Raw genomic sequence first — 19,729 nt, 5'->3', positions numbered from 1 at the left:
TCAACCATGGATTCGAAACCATCACAGTTGGATTGCAGAGGATTCGAAGTCGCAATCGCATTGAACCACGGACCTCTACTTGATACTAGAGACGAACTCACGTGGGGACAACTATGCCTGAAAATACTGACAACAGACGGCTGGTCACGATTCTCCTCATCGTCATCGGCGCGTTTGTCATCTTCCCGCTGCTCTTCATGGGCGTCGGGATGATGGGATACGGGTCGATGATGGGTGGTATGTGGGGTGGAGGAATGTGGGGTGACGGTACGATGCCGGGGTGGCTATTCGTCGTCGGAATCGTGATGCGACTGCTGTTCTTCGCTGCCCTCGTTGGTGGTGGCTACCTCGTCTATCGGGCTGTCACGGGTACGAAAAGTGACTCAGACCCGGCACTCGAAGAGCTTCGTCTCGCGTACGCTCGCGGAGAACTGACCGACGAGGAGTACGAACAGCGACGGGAGGCGCTCCAACGCGACACCGACTCACGCCAGGAGAGGCCTGACGGATGACGCGGACACTCGACCACCGTTACGGGACTGCTCACCCGTCGCTCCCAGCCTGGCTCGGTCGATACACGACGCTGGGTCTCTACGGCCTGCTCGTTGGAACGGGACTCTGCCTCCTCGCACTCATCACGAATCCGGTGCCGGACCCCTCGTTCCCGTGGGCGACGCTGCCCGAGTCGGTCCGACTCCCGTTCGAGCAGCCCCGGATCGAGCACTGGCCAGTTAGCTACACCATCGGTATCTGGCTGTGGATCATCGGGTTTCCATCGTTGTTCCTCGCTGGGTACCGGCGATACGGAACGCGGACGCCATTCGGCTCGACGCTGTGGCTCGCTGGTCTCCCCACGTTGGCGATGGGTGGCTGGACGACGTACTGTCGGTTCCTCTGGCCGAAACTCCGGCCGCCGACGTGGAACGCCCCCTCCTATACGTTCGTCTGCTGGCTGTACTGCTCCTCGTACGACGTGACCTGGAGTAATACCGCCTACGTGGTTGCCCTGTTCGGTATCGTCGGAACGATTCTCGCAGTACGGCGACGAAAGGGGGCCGGTTACGTCCTTCTCGGGTTTGGGCTCCTCGCACTTCCCCTGGGACTGCCAGCTGTGTACGAGGGGTACCGACGAACGACGCAAACGGTCACCTGACCCGTCGTACTCGTCGTTCGGGTAGTAACGGTTTTGTTCTGACAGGTACCAAACCTTTCTATGGTCTCTCGATCAGACCGTGCTCTCCCTATCACGATCGTCGCTGATGCTGTCCTGATTATCGGGTACCTCGTCAGCGCGCTCGTTCCCGCTCGTCGCCTCTGGCCGATTGGCGACAGCCGCTGGCGCTGGTGGTTCAACTGGTCGCTCCTCTCGGTTGTCTTCAGTGGGTTCCCCGTACTAGCCTCCCGTGATTGGGACTCAGTCCGCCTCACAAGTACACCCCTTCGGATTGGAGGGGCGCTCCTCTCGGTGTTCGGTATGGCGTTTTCACTCTCGGCGCTGTTCGAGCTCGGGTGGATGGAGAGTAGTGGTCGGGAAGGGGAACTCCGAACCGACGGCATCTACGAGTACACGCGGAACCCCCAAAGCGTCGGGTTCATCACCTTCATCGTCGGGACGATTCTCGCGGTGAACTCGTCGAAACTAGCGGTGCACGGTTTCCTGACCGCCCTCGTCTACATCCTCTTCCCGTTCGCCGAAGAGCCCTGGCTGCGTGAACACTACGGCGACGAATACGAGGAGTATTGCGAGCAGACACCGCGGTTCGTTACCGGAGAGTCGATGAAGCGTCTCTTGTGCGAGTAGTACAGCTATCGGGCTCTATCGAAATTATCAGCAGTTGATGGGTCGTGACTCGGCTGCGGTCGATACAGAGCGCCTATCGGTCAGGAGGTCGAATCGCTACGTACAGGGAGTTCACTTATCGGTGCGGGCAGCGTATCGTTCAGTATGCCTGAAGAAGTCCTGTTCGAATCGGAGAGCGACCAGAGTCGAGAAGAGATCGCAGCGTACCTTCGGAAAGTCGCGGATAATCTCGACAGCGGAAACGCTATCAGCCTGAAAGCAGGCTCCGAGTCCGTCACACTGACTCCCCCTGCCCGACCAACCTTCGAGGTCAAGGCTGAACGCGAAGGCCCGGCTGGCAATATGACTGAATTAAGTGTCGAGTTCGAACTCGAATGGGACGAGAACGACGATGGGGAGACCAGCGGAAGCGGCCAGTTGGAAATCGAGTAGTCGCTCCGCACACCCGTCTGTCGGCCGTTATACAACTCAATACGCGGAACGAACACCAGGTGCTTGCTGACTTCACTCCCTGTCTCTCGCGCGATGGTTCTACCAGATAGCCGGTAGAATACGTCCCGAGATGATACCTCGTTCCCCGATATTCGACAAGTCGCTTCTGTCACGGCTCCCCGACCGCGAGAACGACCTACTCACGAGCGGAACTGCCGAGGCGGTTCGCCCGGCGCGTCGCCGACGGGGTCTGTCGGGGCTGTGGCGAGGACGCCCCGTTCGTCGACGGGAGCGGCGAGCCCTTCCTCGAAGTGCACCACCTCCATCGACGGAGCGACGGCGGCGCCGACGACCCGGACAACGTCGTCGCGCTCTGTCCGAACTGCCACCGGCGAGTTCACCACGGACGGGAGGGCGAGACGTTCGAGGCCGACCTGGTCGAACGGGTTCGGGATCGCTCGTTCGACTGAAGCCGCCGTCCGACTCCGGGTAGCCTCACGCTCCAGCGTCGCCGCCCGACGCGACGCCGTTCCGACGGGGGGCCTCGACGCTCACTGCTCCGCTTCGACCACCACCTCGACCACGTCCGCGACCCCCTCGTGCGTCTCGGGGTCGAACGAGGTCACCCGGAGTCGAACCAGCGCGTCGACCAGCGCCGGGTCCGCGTCGGGCAGTCGCAACACGGTGTCGCCGATGCGGGCGCGGACCCCGCTCCCGTCGCGGCCGGTGACGTACGCGTCGAGCGTCTCGCCCGCCTCGTAGGCGGGGGTGGCGGTCCGGAACCGGAGCCCCGCGAGAAACGCGCCGAACCGGCTCACACCCGGCTCACCTCGTCGCTCCGACGGTCGGCGACGTACTCGCGGCCGTAGCCCGTCCACGCCGCGACGACGAACACGGCGACGAGGAGCCAGCCGTGGAACACGTACGGCCACACGGTGACCGGGTTGACCACCATCGCGGACGTGAACCACGGCGTCGCCTCCGCGCCGACGAGCCCCTGCATCGCGCCGTAGCCCGCGAGGACGCCCCCGCCCCACGGGAAGATGTAGCCGAGCGCGGAGGTGTTGGCGTCGAGAATGTTCGCCCGCCGGTAGCCGTTGACGTTGAACCGCCGCCCGAGCGTGCGGACGTACGGCGCGATGGCGATTTCGGCGGCGGTGTTGATCGTGACCATCGCGTTCACCAGCGCCGTCCCGAGCACCATCGTCAACTCCGCGCGCCGGACGGTGGTGGCGACCCGGTCGAGCAGGAGGGTGAGGACGGCGTCGAAGCCGCCGCCGCGCTGCATCACCTTCGCGCCCGCGACGATGAGCAGGGTCAACACGATGAGCGGGAAGAACCCCGACGCCCCGACGTAGAGGCTGCCGCCGACCGCGGCGTCGGCCGACGGCGCCGTCTCCACGACCGCGCCGACGACCGGCGCGGACGCTAGCCCGTCGAGTGGCGCGGTCTCGGGCACGCGGAACACCAGCATGTCCGCGGGGGTGACCGACAGCGCGTCGGCCGCACCGAGCGCGAGGTTGAGCGCCACCGCGACGATCAGCCCCCACGAGACGGCCTCGATGATGTGCCGCCCCCCGACCGCGAGCACGATGACGACGGCGATGTCGAGCAGGTGGACCAGCCCCCAGACGGTCGCCCCGCCGACGGCGTCGCCGGTCACGTCCACTCCGGGGAGCGTACTGCCGGCGACGAGGTAGGCGACGAACGCGAGGACGGCGGCGACGACCGCGTACTTGAATCGGGAGGCGACGACGCCCCCGATGTCGGCGTTCTGGGTCACGGCGCTCACGATGGTGGTGTCGGAGACGGGCGCGAGGTTGTCGCCGAACACCGCCCCCGAGAGGATGGCGCCGAACAGCAGCGCGGGGTTCGCGCCCACGAGCAGCCCCGCGGGGAAGACGAGCGACGTGAACGCGATGGCGGTGCCGTACCCGGTGCCGATCCCCGTCGCGAGCAGCCCCGCGAGCAGGAACGTCACCGCGGGGAACAGCGCCGGGCCGACGCTCAGCGCCTCGGCGGCCCACACCAACCCGTCGACGAAGCCGCCGGTCTGGATGGTCTGGGCGAACATCCCCGCCCAGAGCCACGCCACGATGGCGGTGGCGGCGACCCGTTCGGTCATGCCGTCGAACACCACGTCCGCGTACGTCTTCCAGTCGCCGCGGACGAACAGCATTCCGGCGATCAGTCCGACCAGCATCCCGACGACGAGTCCCGTCGTGTCGCCGATGCCGAACAGTCCCGACTGGACGACCGCCCAGACGACGAAGACGGCGACCGGAATCGCGCTCGCCGCCGGCCCGCCGCGGAACTTCAGCTCCGGATCCGGGGGGTCGGTGTCGGTCTCGATGTCGCTCACGCCTCGACGTGCTCTCCACCCGGTCAAAAGCGACCCGACATCGGTCGGCCGCTCCGACCGCCCGAGTCCGCGCCGCCGTCGGGTCGGCCGCCCTACCGGCTCACCCCCACGGGTACGTCTTCATCCGCTCGACGTGTTCGGGCGGGACGGGCACGTCGCCGTCCAACAGCGGGTCGTCCGTCCGCTCCATCCACGCGTCGACGCGGGCGCGGAGGCGGTCTGCGACCTCGGCGTGTTCGGGGTCGTCGATCAGGTTCTCCTGCTCCAGCGGGTCCGCGTCGAGGTCGTACAGTTCCTCGGCGGGCCGTGCCGACGTGTAGAAGCGTTCGTACAGCGCCCGCCCCGAGGGCGACTGGAGGACGTCCATCGGGAGGTAGACGAGGGGCAGGTCGCCGAAGCTGCGGACGTACTTGTACCGCTCCGTCCGGACCCCCCGCGTCGGGTTGTACTTGTCGTGGAACGTCATCTCGAGGAACGCCTCATCGCGTCCGTCGTACGCCTCTCCGTCCCCCTTCCCTTCGCCGTCGCCCCACAACAGCGGGGCGAACGACTGCCCGTCCACCTCCGGGGGCACGTCCCCGCCCGCCACGTCGAGGAGCGTCGGGAGCAGGTCGACGTTGCTCAGGAGTTCGTCGCGGACGGCGCCGTCGGGGAGCGCCGGGTGGGCGGCTAACAGCGCCGTGCCGACGCCCGCCTCGTAGAGCGTCCCCTTCGCCCGCGGGAAGGCGGGACCGTGGTCGGTGGTGAAGACGACGAGCGTCTCCTCGCGCAGTCCCGCGGCCTCCAGGCGGTCGAGGATCCGGCCGACGGCGTCGTCGACCGCACGCACCATCCCGTAGAAGGCGGCGAGTTCCTCCCTGACCGCCCGCACGTCCGGGAGGTAGTCGGGGGGGTCGACCGCGTCGGGGGCGGGCGCGTCGTACCGCGGGTCGTCGAACCGGAACCCCTGATACCGGCTCAGCCGGTGTGGCTCGAAGAAGCCGACCGACGCGAAGAACGGGTCGTCCGGCGGGTCGTCGAGGAAGTCGACCGTCGCCTCGGCCACGTCGGCCGCGAGTTCGCTCTCGGTCCAGTGGTCGTCGTAGCCCAGTCGCTCGGGGTCGACCACCTCGTGTTGGACGCCGAACAGCCGGGTCTCGTAGCCCGCGTCGCCGAGGAGTTCGGGCAGCGTCTCCACCTCGTCGTCGAGCCCCCACCCGAGGTGTGCGAGGCCCAACAGCCCGACGTCGTGTGGGTAGCGCCCGCTGACCATGCTCCCCCGACTCGGCGAACACTGCGGTGCGGTGCAGACGTGTTGGTCGAACCTGACGCCGTCGGCCGCGAGCGAGTCTATGGCGGGCGTCTCGACCGCCGCCCCGTAACAGCCGAGCCGGCGCCCCAGGTCGTGCGGGTGGACGAGGAGGACGTTCGGCCGACGCTCGAACGCGGGGTCCGAGTCCATGCCTCGTCGCTCCGACAACCAGCGGAATAACGGTTTTCACATCAGCATCGATACTACCGACACTGCCGACGGTCGCCGCCTCCCTCACGCCGCGTCGACGACACACCGGAAGCCGAGATTGCCCGTGCTCGAATCCGGCGCGTTCGACGACCGCGCGGCCACCCGGTAGCGGTTACACCACGACCGGTGACAGAGGTACGACCCGCCGCGCATCACCCGCTCGTCCCCCTCGGCGGGACCGGCCGGGTTCTCGCGTGGGGTCTGCTCGTACCAGTCGGCCGCGAACCGGTCGTGACACCACTCCCAGACGTTGCCCGCGGGGTTGTACAGGCCGTAGTCGTTCTGTCTGAACGCGTCGACCGGCGCCGTCCCGCGGTAGCCGTCCTGGACCGTGTTCCGTTCGGGGAACGACCCCTGCCAGATGTTACACCGCCACTCGCCGTCGGGCGTGAGGTCGTCGCCCCACGGGTACGTCGCGCCCGCGACGCCGCCGCGGGCGGCCTTCTCCCACTCCGCCTCCGTCGGCAGTCGCTTGCCCGCCCAGTCGGCGTACGCCGCGGCGTCGCGGTGGGAGACGTGGACGACCGGGTGGTCGAGGCGCTCGCGTATCGACGTGCCCGGGCCCTCGGGGTGCGCCCAGTTGGCGCCCTCGACGCCCGCCCACCACGACGCCTCGGGGACGCTCCCGCGGACGTACCGCCGGTTCTCCGCGGGGAGGAACTTCTCGAACACGAACGACCAGCCGAACTCCTCGGCCTCGGTGGTGTAGCCCGTCTCGTCGACGAACTCGTAGAACTCCGCGTTCGTCACCGCGTGTCTGTCGACGTGGAAGGCGTCGAGGTCCACCTCGTGGGCGGGTCCCTCGCCGTCGGCGGGGAAGCCGGCGTCCGAGTCGGTGCCCATCGTGAACGTCCCCGCGGGCACCCGCGTCATCCGACTCGTGTCCACGTCCGCGGCCGACGTGTCGGGCACCGCCGGCGCGCCCTCGCTCCCCGGTCCGTCCGCGTCGCGTCCGGGCCGCGACGCGCCACAGCAGGGTGCCCCCTCGTCCGTGCGCTCGTCGCTCATGGGTCGGGGTGCGCGCGGGCTGCCTACAAGCCTTTCGCGCGGCCTCGACCGCTACGCCCCCGGCTCTCCCCGTCGCTACTCGTGGCCCGCGACCGGGAGCGGTTCGTACGGCTCTTCGAGGTACTCCACGTCGCTCTCGGAGAGGTCGAGTTCGGTCGCCTCCACCGCGTCTTCGAGGTGTTCGACGCTCGTGGTCCCGACGATGGGCGCGTCGACCCAGTCCTTCTCGAGCAGCCACGCCAGCGCTATCTGCCCCATCGAGACGCCCTCCTCGTCGGCGAGTTCCGCCACCCGTTCGTTCACTTCCTCGCCGCCGCCGTCGAGGTACGGCATCCCGTCGAGGAACTCGTCGGTCTCGCCGCGCGTGGTCGCGTCCACCTCGTCGTGCGGCCGGGCGGCGACGCCGCGCGCGAGCGGACTCCACGGGATGACGCCGATGCCCTCCCGCTCACACAGCGGAAGCATCTCGCGCTCCTCCTCGCGGTACAGCACGTTGTAGTGGTTCTGCATGGTGGCGAACCGCTCCAGGCCCAGACGGTCGCTGGTGTGGAGCGCCTCCGCGAACTGGTGAGCCCACATCGAACTCGCGCCGAGATAGCGGACCTTCCCGCGGCGGACGGCGTCGTCGAGCGCGCGCATCGTCGTCTCGACGGGCGTGTCGGGGTCCCAGCGGTGGATCTGGTACAGGTCGACCGTGTCCATCCCCAGCCGTTCGAGGCTGGCGTCGAGTTCCTGCTCGATGGTCTTCCGCGAGAGACCCCCCGAGTTGGGGTCGTCCTCGCGCATCTGTCCGAACACCTTCGTCGCGACCACCTGCTCGTCGCGGTCGTACTCCGAGAGGGCGTCGCCGAGAATCTCCTCGCTCTCGCCGTTCGAGTAGACGTTCGCGGTGTCGAAGAAGTTGACACCGAGTTCGATCGCCCGGTCGATCATCTCCTGGCCCTCCTCGGGGTCCATCATCCACTCCCGGCCGGTGCCGAAGCTCATGCAGCCGAGACAGACCTGGCTCACGGTCACGCCGGTGTCACCGAGCGTTGTGTACTCCATGGTCGACGGTCACTCTCCACGCGCAAAACTCCCCGCGTCGGTCGACCGGATTGCCGGCTCCCGGGAGCGTCCCCGGTCGTCTCCGACCCGGGTGGCCCGCCGGCGCTCGCGCCGTCGGCACCGGTGACTCGGCCGCCGTCGGCCCGGCGACAGCGGCGCGGAAGCGGGGGGCTTTACGTCTCGGTTGCCTAGCCACTGGCGTGGAGTCGCCCTTCGACGTCCTCCGGATCGACCCCGACGCCGACGACGACGAGGTCGACCGGGCGTACAGACGACGGGTGTTGGAGGCGCACCCGGACCACGGCGGGTCGCCCAGGGAGTTCCAGCGGGTGCGGGCGGCCTACGAGCGGATCGAGGCGGGGTACGAACCCGACGACGCGGGGAGCGAACGCGGCAACGGCGCGGGTGCGGGCGATCCGCCGGACCCCGGCCCGGGGGCGAGGGACCCCGCGGGCCGGTCGACCGGGAGGGCCGGTCGCGGACCCGGCGAGGCGTCGGACGACTCAGACGAACCCGACGAGTCGCGGGTCGAGTACCTCAACTACGAGGTGCTCGACGACCGCGGCTGGGGGCTCGGCGACCCCGACCTGTTCGAGAAGGCGTCCGACGCGGACCTCGACCCCGCCGACTACGGGATGTTCCTCGTCGAACCCGGCGAGTCGCTGCTGGAGGCGGCCGAGAACCGCGGGTTCGCGTGGCCGTACGCCTGCCGGGGCGGCGCGTGCGCGAACTGCGCCGTCGCCGTCGTCGAGGGGGAGATGGAGACGCCCGGCAACCACATCCTCTCCGAGGAGATGGTCGCCCACGGCATCCGGCTGTCGTGCATCAGCGCGCCCCAGTCGGCGGAGCTGAAAGTGGTGTACAACGTCAAACACCTCCCGGATCTCGACGAACTCCGCCTCCCCGCCGACCGGTTCGAACGGGCGCAGGCGACCGACTGACTCGCGGCGCGAGCCCCGCCGACCCTCGGCCGTTCGGGACCCGACTACGCCCGACTTCTCAGAACCCGCCGCAGGTCGAACTCGCGCGGAACGACTCGTTCGACTCGACGGTGAGCGTGTGCGACTGGTCGCCGCTCCCGCAGTCGACCACCCGCGTGTACACCAGCCGCTCGTCCGCCGTCTCCACGAGGTAGACGGTCGTCTCCCCGCGATTCCACCCGTCGAGGGTGGCGGTGACGTTCTCGCCGGGCGCGAGCACGACCCGCCGCTGGAGCGTCGCGCCTTCGTTGTCGAGCGTCACGTTCCGCTCGCCGCTCGGGAACTGGACGTCGCGAGCGTCGAGCGGTCGTCTTCCCCCGTCGGTCGCCCGCGAGAACTCCAGGGCGGCCGGGTCGTCGACCGGCACCGTGTACACGTCGACCCGGTACTCGTCGCTCGCGCTGTTCTCGACGGTGGTCTCGGGCGGGCCGCCCAGCAGTGGGCCGGCACAGCCGGCCGCGACGACGAGCAGCGCCAGGGCGACCGGGGGGACGAGCGCGGACGGCGGGGGCACGCGGGGACTCATCGCGTCGTCTCGGTTCCGGTCGTTCGGTCCGAAATACGTTACGGGAGTCGTCCCGGTCGGTGCCTACAGCCCCGACACGTCGATACGGGTCTCGGGCATCCCGCCCAACAGCCCGCCGAACGCCGTCTCGTACCCCTCGTGGCGCGCGGTCTGGGGCCACACCGTCGGCGAGAGCGCGAGTTCGTCGCCCGACTCGACGCCGTCGACGACCGCGCCGTAGTGGTACGAGAGGTCGGGGTCGAGCGTCCGGACGAGTTCGCCCGAGAACACCGCCGAGCCGTCGCGCGTCAGCGTCGCTTCGAGCGACATTGCGGGGACGAGCATCCGGTTGTACGGCGTCCGCGCCGACACCGCGAGGTACTCCCCGTCCCTCTCCACGCCGGCGGGCGGGCTATCGAGGACGGTCGCCACGAGGACCGCGTCGTTGCTCGTCGTCTCGCCGACGACCGTCCCCGGGAGCGCGCCCGTCTCGGGCGCGTACGAGTCCGGCATCATCTCCATCTCGTGGGGGTCGACCGCGCCGGGGTCGCCCGCGTCGTCGAGCACCTCCAACCCGAGTTCGTCCCGTTCCGACTGTCTGTACTCGAACTCAACGGTCACGTCGGCGGGGTCGCCGAACCGCGTCTCGAACGCGCCCGTCCGTCGCGTGTTCACGCCGCCGACTTCGAGCGTCACGTCGTACGTCCCGTCGCCGTCGAGTCCGAAGTTCGCGCCGTAGTGGAACCCCATCGGCTGTGAGAGCATCGGGTAGATGACCTCCTGGGAGACCAACTCCCCTCCCTTCGCGATCTCCAGCGACAGCCCCGTCTCGGGGAGCACCTGTCTCGTCTCGGCGTCCCAGACGCTCGCCATCAGGTGGACGTCGCCCACCGGGTCCGTCCGCTCGACGTCCTCGCCGTTGACGTTCCAGAAGCGGTGGGCGTACGAGTACATCAGCCCCACCTCGTAGTCGCCGCCCGACCCCGTGTCGACCATCGCCACCTCCTCGACGTGGCTGGGGTAGTACACCGCGTCGGGGCGGTCCGCCGGCACCGCCGGAATGACCAGCCCGTTCCCCTCGCCCCCGCTCCCCCCCGACTGGAGTTCGAACCCGAGACACCCCGAGAGCCCCGGGAGTCCGACCGCGCCGACCGCTCCCGCCGCCCGGAGGTACGCGCGCCTGTCCATACCGAACGTACGCATCTGGTACAAAAGGGGGTTGTGGTACACCCGTCGAACGCCCCCGGCCGCGGCCGGCGACTAGGGGGGAGGCGTCGAGCGACGAGGGGCGAACGAGCGAAACCGTCTCGGTCGTGCAGCGGCTACCGTCGGCCGTGTCACGACCCCGTCCGGCGTCGCTGCTCGTCGCGGCCGCGACGCTCGCGCTCGCCGTCGCCGGGCCGTCAGCGGTCGCCCACCCCGGCCACGCGGCACACGACTCCGGGGCGGCCGTCGGCTGGTTCGCGCCGCTGGCGGTCTGTGCGGGCGCCGCGGTCGGGGTCGGTGCGGTGGGTCTCCGGACCGAGGGGGTCGTCTCCGGCCGGGCGGCCGCCGTCGGCGGGGCGGCGGGCGCGCTCTGTCTCGCCGCCGGCGTCGGCGCGTTCGCCGGACTCCTCTGACCGGCGCGGCCGCTCGGTCCGAGCTTCGACCCGTCCGGCTCAGCCGTCGGCGTCGGCCGGCCCGGTCGGGGTCGGGAGCGCGCGGAGCGACCGCGGCGGCACGAGGAAGTAGCCGCGACTCCGGACGAAGATGTACTCGAGGATGCCGTTGTTCACCCGCTGGCGGACCGCGGGCGTCGCCTCGGTGACGTCGGTGCCGTTCATCGCGCGGCGGACCGCCTCGAAGTCGGCGATGGAGCGCTGGAGCGACGGGAAGTGCAGGCTCGCCACGTCACCGTCGGTCGACTCGAAGTGTCGGCGCAACAGCCGGACGTTCCCCTCGGAGTCGCGGTTGGCGCGGGCGCTCTTCTGGGCGTGGCCCACCCGGCCGTACTCCGTCGCCTGCTCCGTGATGTCGTCGAGGAACCGGTCCACCTGGCTGGTCGCCCCGAGGTTCGTCCCCGCCTCCTCGACGAGGTTCTCGGCGGCGTGGCCGGGCGAGAACATCTCCATCACCCGCTCGTCGTGGTCCTGTTCGCCGTACCAGTCGTCGAGCCGCTGTCGCCAGTTGCCCACCGACTTGGTCGTCCCGCCGGCGAACGGGCCCGTATCGAGCGAGACGTACGACTCGCTCGCCTGGTTCTTCCGGAAGCCGGCGGCGAACCCCATGAACAGCGGCGACGACTCGGGCACCGGGTTGGGCTGGGGGATACCCTCCAGACTGTCGGCCTTCTCGCGGGGGAGTCCCCGGCCGACGAACCCCGTCCGCCGGGAGTCGAGTTCGAGCGCGTCGGTCAGCGGCGCGGGCATCTCGACGCCGTTCGCCCCCGCGCGTTCGCCGCGGAGCGCGGCGTCCGCTTCGAGCACCACGTCCGCGCGGTCCGACGCGAGGTGGACCAGCACGTCCTGCTCGTCGAAGTCGGGCGTCTCGAAGTTCGACAGCCGCGTCGGGTGCGGCAGGTCGACCGAGTCGGGTAGCGCCGCGTCGAACCGGTCGAAGTAGGCGGGCGAGTAGCCCGCCGAGTGGAGCAGCGCCTCGTGGCTCCACGCGTACGCCTCGTCCAGCGTGTCGAGCGCCGCCGCGACCGTCTCGCGCGCGTCGGCCGACGGCGGGCCGTCGCCGGGCAGCGACAGGTACAGCAGCACCTGGTGGCTCGGCAGCAGGTGGTTGCCGTACTCGTCGGTCCGGACGTGGTCGTTCCACGCGTGTTGGCGGTCGGGGTGGGCGGCGGCCCCCTCGCCCGCCGGCACCGGCTCGCCCCCCCCGAGTCGGTCGAGACACGCCGACAGCGCCGCCGTCCCCCCCGCGGCGACGGCCGCCTTCAGGAACGCCCGGCGCGGCAGCGCGTCGTCGAAGGCTGTCACGGGCGGAGGTAGCCGGTCCGGACGAAAGGCGGTTGTGGTGCGCCTCTCGAATCCGGGAGTCGGGGGCGGGCGGCCGTTCGGTCCCGCCGCCGACCGCACCCGGAGGAGGGTCCGCCCGCCCGACGCCGCTCACTCCAACAGCGAGTCGACCAGCCGGGTGAACCGGTCGAGGAAGCGGTCGGGGATCGACGGGCGGATGGCGCGGAGCGTCCGGGCGGTCGCCGCCTCGTCGGCGAGTTCGAGCGTGACGCGGTTGCGGTCGTCGCGCCGCTTGCACACCACGTCCTCGGCGACGAGTCCGTCGAGGTGCCACTCCAGCGTGCTCCGGGCGACGCCCACCCGGTCGGCCACGTCGGCGGGCCGGGCCGGTCCGCCGTCGAGGAGTTCGAGACAAATGTCGCGGGCGACCTCCCGGCGGAACAGCGCGACCCGACGGCGCTCGACCGGGTCGTACTCCGGGGTGAAGTAGTGGGTCCGCCCCGACACCGCCTCGCTGACCACCCGGTCGTCGCCGCACAGGCGCCGCAGGTGGTACTGGGCCTGCCCCGGTGCCAGGTCGAGCCGTCGGACGAGTTCGTTGAAGTGGAGGCCGGGGTGGTCGTCGACGAACCGGGCGATGCGCTCGCGAGTCTCGTTGCTCACGCGAACCCCCTTGGGGTGAGCGTGCGTTCCGAACACACGACCTGTGCGAGGTACATCACGCGAACCCCTCCGGTGGCGAGCGTGGGGTCACGTCGAGGCCCCCCCGGTCGCGCCGCGGGCGTAGTACACCGCGGCGATGACGAGACCCGCCATCACCACGTCGAGTCCGTGTTCCGCGACGTGGTGGACCCCCGCGCCGAGCAGTCCGAGTTCGGCCGCCACGGCGACGCCCGTCCGCGCGAGCAGCGTCCCGAGCGCGAGCGCGACCAGCAGGTACGACCGCGACCCGCGTCGGAGGAACGCCGCCAGCCCGCCGCCGAGGAGGACCGCCCCGCCGAGCGCCGCCAGCGCCAGCACGAGGGGGTACCACACCCCGCCCGTCCCCGCCGCCGAGAGGTGCAACGGCACCGGTGTCATTCCCAGTTCGTTCGGTCCGCGCCACCCTGCCTCTTTCGGTCCCCCGGGGCGGCCGCCGGAAACGTCGGGGCGCCCACCGCGGGGCTGACGACGGGCCGAGCACGCACTCGCGGCCGTCGGGGGTAAGTAGGGTGGTCTCGTCCGTAGCGACATGCAGACCGTCTCTCGCCTCTGTATCCTCAACCCGATGAGCGGCGCGGCCGACCACGTCGAGTCCGTCACCGAGGGGATGGAGGCGAACGGGTTCGAGGTTCGCGAGACGGAGAGCGCCGACCACGCCGTCGAGTTGGCCCGCGAGGCGGGCGAGGCGGGCGTCGAGACGGTCGCGGCCGCGGGCGGCGACGGGACGATAAACGACGTGCTCTGCGGGCTGTACGACGCCGACGCGCTCTCGGAGGTGACGTTCGCCATCGTCCCCGTGGGGACGGCGAACCTGCTCGCGCGCAACCTCGGCATCTCGACGGTCGACGAGGGGATCGAGGTGGCCGCCGAGGGGGAGGTCCGCTCGGTCGACGTGGGGCTGGCGGAGGACGAACCGTTCGTCGTCTCCTGTATCGCGGGTCTCCCCGCCGACGTGAGTACGTCCGCCTCCGGCGAGTTGAAAGAGCGGCTCGGCACGCTCGCGTTCGTCGTCACCGCCATCGAGGAGACCATCGAGTTCGACGGGCTCGACATCCGGGTCGAGACCGAGGAGACGCTCCCGGGCGACGAGTCGAGTTGGGAAGGCGAGGCGCTCTGCGCCCTCGTCGGCAACGCCCGCAAGTTCGTCGACGACGACGAGCGGGCGAACATGGAGGACGGCCGGTTCGACGTGGTCATCGTCGAGCGGATGGACGCGAGCAGCCTGGTCGCGGAGGCGGTCGAACAGCGGCTGTTAGGTCACGACGACACCGACGGCGTCCACCACATCCGCGCCCGCGAGGTGTCCATCGAGAGCGACGGCGAGCCGATCACGTTCAGCCGCGACGGCGAGGTGAGCACCCACGACGACCTCGACATGACGCTGCTCCGGGCCGAACTCGACATCCGCGTGGGCGAGTCGTACGACCCGGCGCCGCAGTGAGCGGCGACGGAGGCGGTGTCACGGCCGACGCGAGCCCGGAACGAGCCGACCAGTGGGTAGCCGGTAACCGACCTGCCACCATCGGCTTTCGGCGGGCGCCCCTCGCGTGAGGTGTGCGCCTCTCCACCATCGCCGTCGTCGTCGGACTGCTCATGGCCGTGCTCCTGCTCCCGATTCCCGGCGCGTCGATACTCGGACTGTTGCTCGTCGTCGTCGGTCTCGCATACCGGTTCCTCGTGGAGTGAGCGGCTGACGCGAGGTCGCAGGACCGGTCGGCGGCCGCCGGCTACGTCACGCCGCCGCCGCGCGTCTCGTAGTCGAGGTGGGCGTCCGTCTCGACCACCTTCCGGACCGTCTCGACTACGTCCCACACGTCGACGAACCGCGTGTACAGCGGCGACGGACACACCCGGACGACGTTCGGCGGGCGGAAGTCGACCACCACGCCGCGGTCGCGGAGCGCCTCGCTGAGCCGGTAGCCGTCGGGGTGTTCGACCGCGACGTGTCCGCCCCGGCGGTCGGGGTCGCGAGGCGTCCCCACCGCGAACGCGTCGGGGAGACGCTCGTCGACCAGGTCGATCAGGTAGTCGGTGAGCGCGACCGACTTCCGGCGCACTCGGTCCACGCCCGCCTCCTCCAACACGTCGAGCGCGCCCGACAGCGGCGCCGTCGACAGCAGCGGCGGCGTCCCGACCTGCCAGCGGCCGGCGTCGGCCGCGGGGGTGTACTCGCCGCGCATCTCGAACTGGGTCGCCTTCTCGTGGCCCCACCAGCCCGCGAGCGCGGGCGTCACGTCGTGGTGTCGCTCGTGGACGTACAGCCCCGCAGTCGCGCCCGGGCCGGCGTTGAGGTACTTGTACGAACACCAGACCGCGAAGTCGACGCCCGCACCGTGTAGGTCGTGGTCGACGACGCCCACCGAGTGGGCGCAGTCGAACCCCGCGAGCGCGCCCGCCTCGTGTGCGGCCGCCGCGATCCGCTCGACGTCGAGGAGTTGCCCCGAGCGGTACAGCACCGAGGGCATGAACACGATGCCGGCGTCGTCGCGCTCGTCGAGCGTCGCCTCCACGTCCGCGGCGCGGACCGTCCGGCCGTCGCGCGACTCCACGACCGCGAGTTTCCCCTCGGGGTCGATGCCCCGCTGGCGCAACTGCGCGCGGACCGCGTAGTGGTCGGTCGGGAAGTCGAGTTCGTTCACCACCACCGCGGGCGCCTCCCCCGCGGGGTCCGAGCCGGCGGGCGTTCCGGGCAACTGGTCGAGGAAGCTCCCGACCAGCGTGTGGACGTTCACCGTCGTTGAGTTGGCCACCGCCACCTCGCCCTCGCGCGCGCCGACGAGGGGCGCGAGGCGGTCGCTCAGTTGCTCGGCGTACGAGAACCAGTCGGGGTCGGCCGCCTCCCACCCGCGTATCGCCAGGTCGCGCCACTCGTCGACCACCCGCTCGACGCTCGCCTCGGCCGCCGCGGGGGCGAGCCCCAGCGAGTTGCCGTCCATGTAGCGCTCGCCGTCGGGGGTCGCGAACCGGTCGCGGAAGCCCGCGAGCGGGTCGGCCGCGTCGCGTCGCTCGGCGTCCGCACGGTCGACCGCGTCGGGGTCGTCCATACCCGTCGGGTGTCGCGGGCGTCGCTTAGGCGTTCCCCGCGCGGCGCCCCCGCTCCGCCATCACGCCGGCCCGCTACCGTGGGGTGAGTCAACGTACCACATCAGACGGTAACAACGCCGAACAGACGAGAGAACGGACATTTATCGACTACGACCGAGTGGACTCCATCAAAATATCAGCATTTCATACATTCGCCCCGGCAGGACGGAGTAGACCGCCGGTAGGGGGGCCGACCCGATGAGGGGCGAGGGCGTCACCGACCGCGGGACCGCGTGGGCGAGCGCGAGCGTCCGCGAGTGCGTCGACGCGCCCAACGTCGACCGCGAGGGCGACACGGCGACGGTCACGTTCACGGTCGACGAGAGTTGTGAGGAGGTGCCCCTCTCGCTCGTCTCGTACACGAAGCCCACCGCGGGCTTCAGCCGCGAGACCGCCGACCAGCAGGAACTGTTCGACGCGACCACCGAGACGTTCGGGCCGGACGAGCACACGCTCACCGTCGCGCTGCCGACCGGGAACGCGACCGACGCCTCGACCGACGCCGAGGCGGTCGGCGCCCGCGCCCTGATGGCCCGCCGCGAACGCGGTGCGGACCGGCCCTCCCCTTCTTTCGCCGCTACACGCCGCTCAGCCGTCGCTCCGCTCGCCCCCGCCGTCCGGGCCGCCGCCGACGAGGAGCAACAGCCCTCCGGCGACCGCCGCGCCGACGGCGACGGCGACGACCACGACCCGGACGGCGCCGGCGTCCGTCCCGCCGGTGCTCAGGAGGGCGACGGCCGCACCCATCGCCGCGGGGGCGACGGTGCTGCCCGCGCGGCCGGCCGTCTCGCCGAGGCTGACCAGCCCGCCCCGGAGTTCGGCGTCGGCCTGTCCGGTGATGGCCGACCGGTACAGCGTGAGACTGACCGAAAAACCCATCCCGACCAGCGCGCCCGCGGCGAACGCGACGGGGAGCGAGGGGGCGAGCGCGACGCCGGCGAGGCCGACCCCCCCGGCGGCGAGCGCACCCACCAGCGGCACCCGCGTCCCGAGTGCGGCCGTCGCCCGCCCCGTCTGGGTCGTCGCGACGGCCGAGGCGACGCTGGCGACGGCGACCAGCGCGCCAGCCTCGCCGGGCGACCCGCCGAGCACCTCGACGACGACGAACGAGTTGTACGTCAGAAAGGCGTACCAGAGGAACGACGGCACCGCGCGGCCGGCGAGCGTCGCGGCCACCCGCGGTCGGGACGCGAGCGTGAGGAGCGCGCGAACGTCGGCACCCTCGTCGGCGCTCCCGGGTTCGCCCGACTCGTGGAACAACAGCCACACCGCGAGCGCCGTCGGGAGCGTCACGGCGTACAGCGCGAACGGGAACTGCCACGCGAGCGCGACCAGCGCGCCCGACACCAGCGGGAAGACGGTGAGCGAGACGCCCACCGTCGTGAAGCGGAGACCCTGGGCGGTCGCCTCCGCCGGCCCGTCGAACAGGTCGCCGGTTATCGTGACGAGCACCGGGCCGATGCCGGTGTAGCCGATCCCCTGGAGCAGTCGCAACGCCAGCGCCACCCGGAAGTCGGTCGTCAGTCCGACCGCCATCCCCGTCAGTCCGAACAGCGCTAACCCCGCGGTTAGGACCGGCTTTCTGCCGTACCGGTCGGAGACGGCGCCCACGAGGGGGATGCAGACGACGGCGGGCGCGGTGAACGCCGACATCAGCAGGCCCACGCGCGCGCCGCTCACGCCGAACGGGCCGGTCAGCGTGTTGAGCAGCGGCGAGACCACCGACGCCCCCAGCGGCGAGCAGACGCTCGCGAGCAGTATCACCCGGAAGTCGCGGTCGGCGAGCACCGCGGCGTCCGCGCCGACGAGCGTTCGGAGGTCCACACGTGTCCACCGGCGGCCGGCCGCAAGAGGATTCCGTGACGGCGGCGGCGGCTGGCCAGTTCCTCGGTGGTTAGATCAACCTTTCCGTAATGTTATGTCAAATACGATGAAGTCCGAATCACGATACGTCATAACCTGCATCATGCCACCAGATCTCGGCCGGAGCGGTGCGCGGAGCGAACCATGACAGGAACGAACGAGCGGACGGCGGGTGGTCCTCGTCGAGCGGTTCTCGCGGTCGTACTCACGGCGGTGATGGTGGGGTCCGTCCTGACCGCCGGTGTCGCGTTCACCGGTCAGGCGGCCGCGGCGACCCAGTCGGTCTCGTCGTGTACGACCATCGACGAGTCGGGGACGTACGAACTCACCTCGGACGTCGACGCGGGCGGCGAGACCTGTTTCGACATCCGGGCGAGCGACGTGACGCTCGACGGTAACGGTTACACCGTGACCGGCGCTGGCGGCTCCGAGCGGGCGTTCGGCGTGTTCGTCAACGGGACGGAGGCGTCCGTGTCGAACGTCACTGTCACGGACGTATCGGTGAACCGGTGGTTCATCGGCTACCACGTCCGCGGCGCGAGCGACGTGACTATCGCCGACACCACCGCGGTCGACGACCGATTCTACGGCTACTGGGTGGTCACCTCCGACGGCGTCGACATCGAGGACGCCGTCGCGCGCGACCACACCCGCTCCGAGGGCGAGGGGGTGTCGATCATCCGGTCGACCGACATGGTCCTGGACAACGTCACGTCCGTGGACAACGACTACGGCATCCACGTCGACAACGACGCCCGCGACATCCGCATCGTCGACTCGGAGATCAGCGGCAACAACAACTGGGGCTACTACATGCGCGGGTACAGCGGCTCCGGACCCGCGAACGTCACGGCGACCAACCTGACGCTCGGTGACGCGGTGGTCGACGTCGTGGCGAGCCAGAACGTCGTCCTCGAAGGCGCCGACTCGCTGCCCGCGGCCCCCGAGAACGGCCAGGCGGTCAGCCCGCCCCTGCGGGCGTCCACCGCGGGCGGTAGCGCCGACTCGGTGCTGAACCTCTCGGCCCACTACGACGACGACGGGGTGAACGAGTCGTCGGTCGAACTCCGACAGTACGACACCGACGCGAGCGAGTGGTCGGCGTCCCCGTCGAGCGTCGTCGACGCCGACGCGAACACGGTCACTAGCCCGGTCGAGTTCACCACCAACGGCGTGATCTTCCTCTCGGCCGTCGGCCGGAACGCGACCGACGGCGGGAGCGAACCCGAGCCCGAGCCGGCGAACTTCTCGGTCTCGGAGCTCTCGGCGCCCGCCAACGCCACCGTCGGCGACACCGTGACCGTGACCGCGAACGTCACCAACACGGGCGGCACCGAGGCGACCCAGACGGTCGAGTTCGGTCTCGACACCGACGCCGACGGGACGCTCGACCCGCTCGGGATCAACGAGAGCGTGACGCTCGCGGCCGGCGCGAGCGAGATGGTCTCGTTCGACGTGCCCACGGACGGTCTCGCGGCGGGCACGTACACTCACGGCGTGTC

Annotated in this window: 22 protein-coding genes; 10 read left to right on the top strand and 12 right to left on the bottom strand. The window is 70.3% G+C overall.

All coding sequences use genetic code 11. The features are described from left to right. Positions 1–113: 113 nt before the first annotated feature. From K933_RS10715 to K933_RS19055, 5 genes are all read left to right on the top strand, one after another. Positions 114–512: an SHOCT domain-containing protein gene (locus K933_RS10715; RefSeq protein WP_023394757.1), complete on the top strand. Its 399-nt coding sequence runs from the start codon at positions 114–116 to the stop codon at positions 510–512. After that, positions 509–1,153, top strand: coding sequence for a hypothetical protein (locus K933_RS10710; RefSeq protein ID WP_049947796.1), 645 nt, complete (start codon positions 509–511; stop codon positions 1,151–1,153). The genes K933_RS10715 and K933_RS10710 overlap by 4 nt, the downstream gene beginning before the upstream one ends. Positions 1,154–1,213: 60 nt before the next feature. Next, the gene (locus tag K933_RS10705) at positions 1,214–1,801 is read left to right on the top strand and encodes a methyltransferase family protein (RefSeq protein WP_049947795.1); all 588 of its coding nucleotides are present in this window, start codon (positions 1,214–1,216) and stop codon (positions 1,799–1,801) included. A gap of 144 nt (positions 1,802–1,945) precedes the next feature. Next, positions 1,946–2,233, top strand: coding sequence for an amphi-Trp domain-containing protein (locus K933_RS10700; protein ID WP_049947794.1), 288 nt, complete (start codon positions 1,946–1,948; stop codon positions 2,231–2,233). A gap of 311 nt (positions 2,234–2,544) precedes the next feature. Then, on the top strand, positions 2,545–2,703 hold the full coding sequence (locus K933_RS19055) for an HNH endonuclease (protein WP_023394753.1): 159 nt from the start codon (positions 2,545–2,547) through the stop codon (positions 2,701–2,703). 81 nt (positions 2,704–2,784) lie between these two features. Here K933_RS19055 and K933_RS10695 read toward each other — a convergent pair whose 3' ends face one another. The 5 genes from K933_RS10695 to K933_RS10675 form a co-directional block, all read right to left on the bottom strand. Then, the gene (locus K933_RS10695) at positions 2,785–3,051 is read right to left on the bottom strand and encodes a DUF7513 family protein (RefSeq protein ID WP_023394752.1); all 267 of its coding nucleotides are present in this window, start codon (positions 3,049–3,051) and stop codon (positions 2,785–2,787) included. After that, positions 3,048–4,595: a Na+/H+ antiporter NhaC family protein gene (locus tag K933_RS10690; RefSeq protein WP_023394751.1), complete on the bottom strand. Its 1,548-nt coding sequence runs from the start codon at positions 4,593–4,595 to the stop codon at positions 3,048–3,050. Before K933_RS10690 ends, K933_RS10695 begins: the two co-directional genes overlap by 4 nt. Before the next feature lie 100 nt (positions 4,596–4,695). Then, a complete protein-coding gene (locus K933_RS10685; protein WP_023394750.1) occupies positions 4,696–6,036 on the bottom strand; it encodes a sulfatase family protein in 1,341 nt (446 codons plus the stop codon). Between the two features lie 84 nt (positions 6,037–6,120). After that, positions 6,121–7,104, bottom strand: a complete 984-nt coding sequence (locus tag K933_RS10680) for a formylglycine-generating enzyme family protein (protein ID WP_023394749.1) — start codon at positions 7,102–7,104, stop codon at positions 6,121–6,123. 75 nt (positions 7,105–7,179) lie between these two features. Further along, positions 7,180–8,151, bottom strand: coding sequence for an aldo/keto reductase (locus K933_RS10675; RefSeq protein ID WP_023394748.1), 972 nt, complete (start codon positions 8,149–8,151; stop codon positions 7,180–7,182). A 200-nt stretch (positions 8,152–8,351) separates the two neighbouring features. On the opposite strand from K933_RS10675, the gene fer reads away from it, so the two are divergent. Then, complete coding sequence (gene fer, locus K933_RS19305) at positions 8,352–9,092, top strand: ferredoxin Fer (RefSeq protein WP_023394747.1); 741 nt, start codon at positions 8,352–8,354, stop codon at positions 9,090–9,092. A gap of 58 nt (positions 9,093–9,150) precedes the next feature. On the opposite strand, the gene K933_RS10665 is transcribed toward fer, so the two are convergent. Together K933_RS10665 and K933_RS10660 are read right to left on the bottom strand one after the other, a co-directional pair. Continuing rightward, a complete protein-coding gene (locus K933_RS10665) occupies positions 9,151–9,657 on the bottom strand; it encodes a hypothetical protein (protein WP_023394746.1) in 507 nt (168 codons plus the stop codon). A gap of 63 nt (positions 9,658–9,720) precedes the next feature. Further along, a complete protein-coding gene (locus tag K933_RS10660) occupies positions 9,721–10,824 on the bottom strand; it encodes an iron transporter (RefSeq protein ID WP_023394745.1) in 1,104 nt (367 codons plus the stop codon). Between the two features lie 146 nt (positions 10,825–10,970). Between K933_RS10660 and K933_RS10655 the strand changes: the two genes are divergently transcribed. Then, complete coding sequence (locus K933_RS10655) at positions 10,971–11,255, top strand: hypothetical protein (protein ID WP_049947792.1); 285 nt, start codon at positions 10,971–10,973, stop codon at positions 11,253–11,255. Between the two features lie 39 nt (positions 11,256–11,294). On the opposite strand, the gene K933_RS10650 is transcribed toward K933_RS10655, so the two are convergent. From K933_RS10650 to K933_RS10640, 3 genes are all read right to left on the bottom strand, one after another. Further along, the gene (locus tag K933_RS10650; RefSeq protein ID WP_023394743.1) at positions 11,295–12,599 is read right to left on the bottom strand and encodes a DUF7405 family protein; all 1,305 of its coding nucleotides are present in this window, start codon (positions 12,597–12,599) and stop codon (positions 11,295–11,297) included. A 129-nt stretch (positions 12,600–12,728) separates the two neighbouring features. Next, entirely contained in the window at positions 12,729–13,241 is a 513-nt protein-coding gene (locus K933_RS10645) for a winged helix-turn-helix transcriptional regulator (RefSeq protein WP_023394742.1), read from the bottom strand. A gap of 87 nt (positions 13,242–13,328) precedes the next feature. After that, positions 13,329–13,658: a DUF7471 family protein gene (locus K933_RS10640; RefSeq protein ID WP_023394741.1), complete on the bottom strand. Its 330-nt coding sequence runs from the start codon at positions 13,656–13,658 to the stop codon at positions 13,329–13,331. A 151-nt stretch (positions 13,659–13,809) separates the two neighbouring features. Here K933_RS10640 and K933_RS10635 point away from each other — a divergent pair, with 151 nt between their 5' ends. Together K933_RS10635 and K933_RS19240 are read left to right on the top strand one after the other, a co-directional pair. Then, positions 13,810–14,721 carry a diacylglycerol/lipid kinase family protein gene (locus K933_RS10635; RefSeq protein WP_023394740.1) on the top strand — a complete coding sequence of 304 codons (912 nt, stop codon included), beginning with the start codon at positions 13,810–13,812 and terminating at the stop codon, positions 14,719–14,721. Positions 14,722–14,834: 113 nt separating this feature from the next. Next, positions 14,835–14,966 carry a hypothetical protein gene (locus tag K933_RS19240; protein WP_268744626.1) on the top strand — a complete coding sequence of 44 codons (132 nt, stop codon included), beginning with the start codon at positions 14,835–14,837 and terminating at the stop codon, positions 14,964–14,966. Positions 14,967–15,007: 41 nt separating this feature from the next. Here K933_RS19240 and kynU read toward each other — a convergent pair whose 3' ends face one another. Together kynU and K933_RS10620 are read right to left on the bottom strand one after the other, a co-directional pair. Continuing rightward, the gene (gene kynU, locus K933_RS10630) at positions 15,008–16,324 is read right to left on the bottom strand and encodes a kynureninase (RefSeq protein ID WP_023394739.1); all 1,317 of its coding nucleotides are present in this window, start codon (positions 16,322–16,324) and stop codon (positions 15,008–15,010) included. 628 nt (positions 16,325–16,952) lie between these two features. Next, positions 16,953–18,188, bottom strand: coding sequence for an MFS transporter (locus K933_RS10620; protein WP_023394737.1), 1,236 nt, complete (start codon positions 18,186–18,188; stop codon positions 16,953–16,955). A 183-nt stretch (positions 18,189–18,371) separates the two neighbouring features. Between K933_RS10620 and K933_RS10615 the strand changes: the two genes are divergently transcribed. Continuing rightward, on the top strand, positions 18,372–19,729 hold a 1,358-nt coding region (locus K933_RS10615; RefSeq protein WP_200862317.1), incomplete at its 3' end, for a NosD domain-containing protein.

The organism is Candidatus Halobonum tyrrellensis G22, assembly GCF_000495475.1.
In the GTDB taxonomy this organism is placed as follows: Archaea; Halobacteriota; Halobacteria; order Halobacteriales; family Haloferacaceae; genus Halobonum; species Halobonum tyrrellense.
The sequence above is the reverse complement of the archived record's forward strand: the minus strand, read 5'-3'. Positions and strand labels throughout refer to the sequence as shown.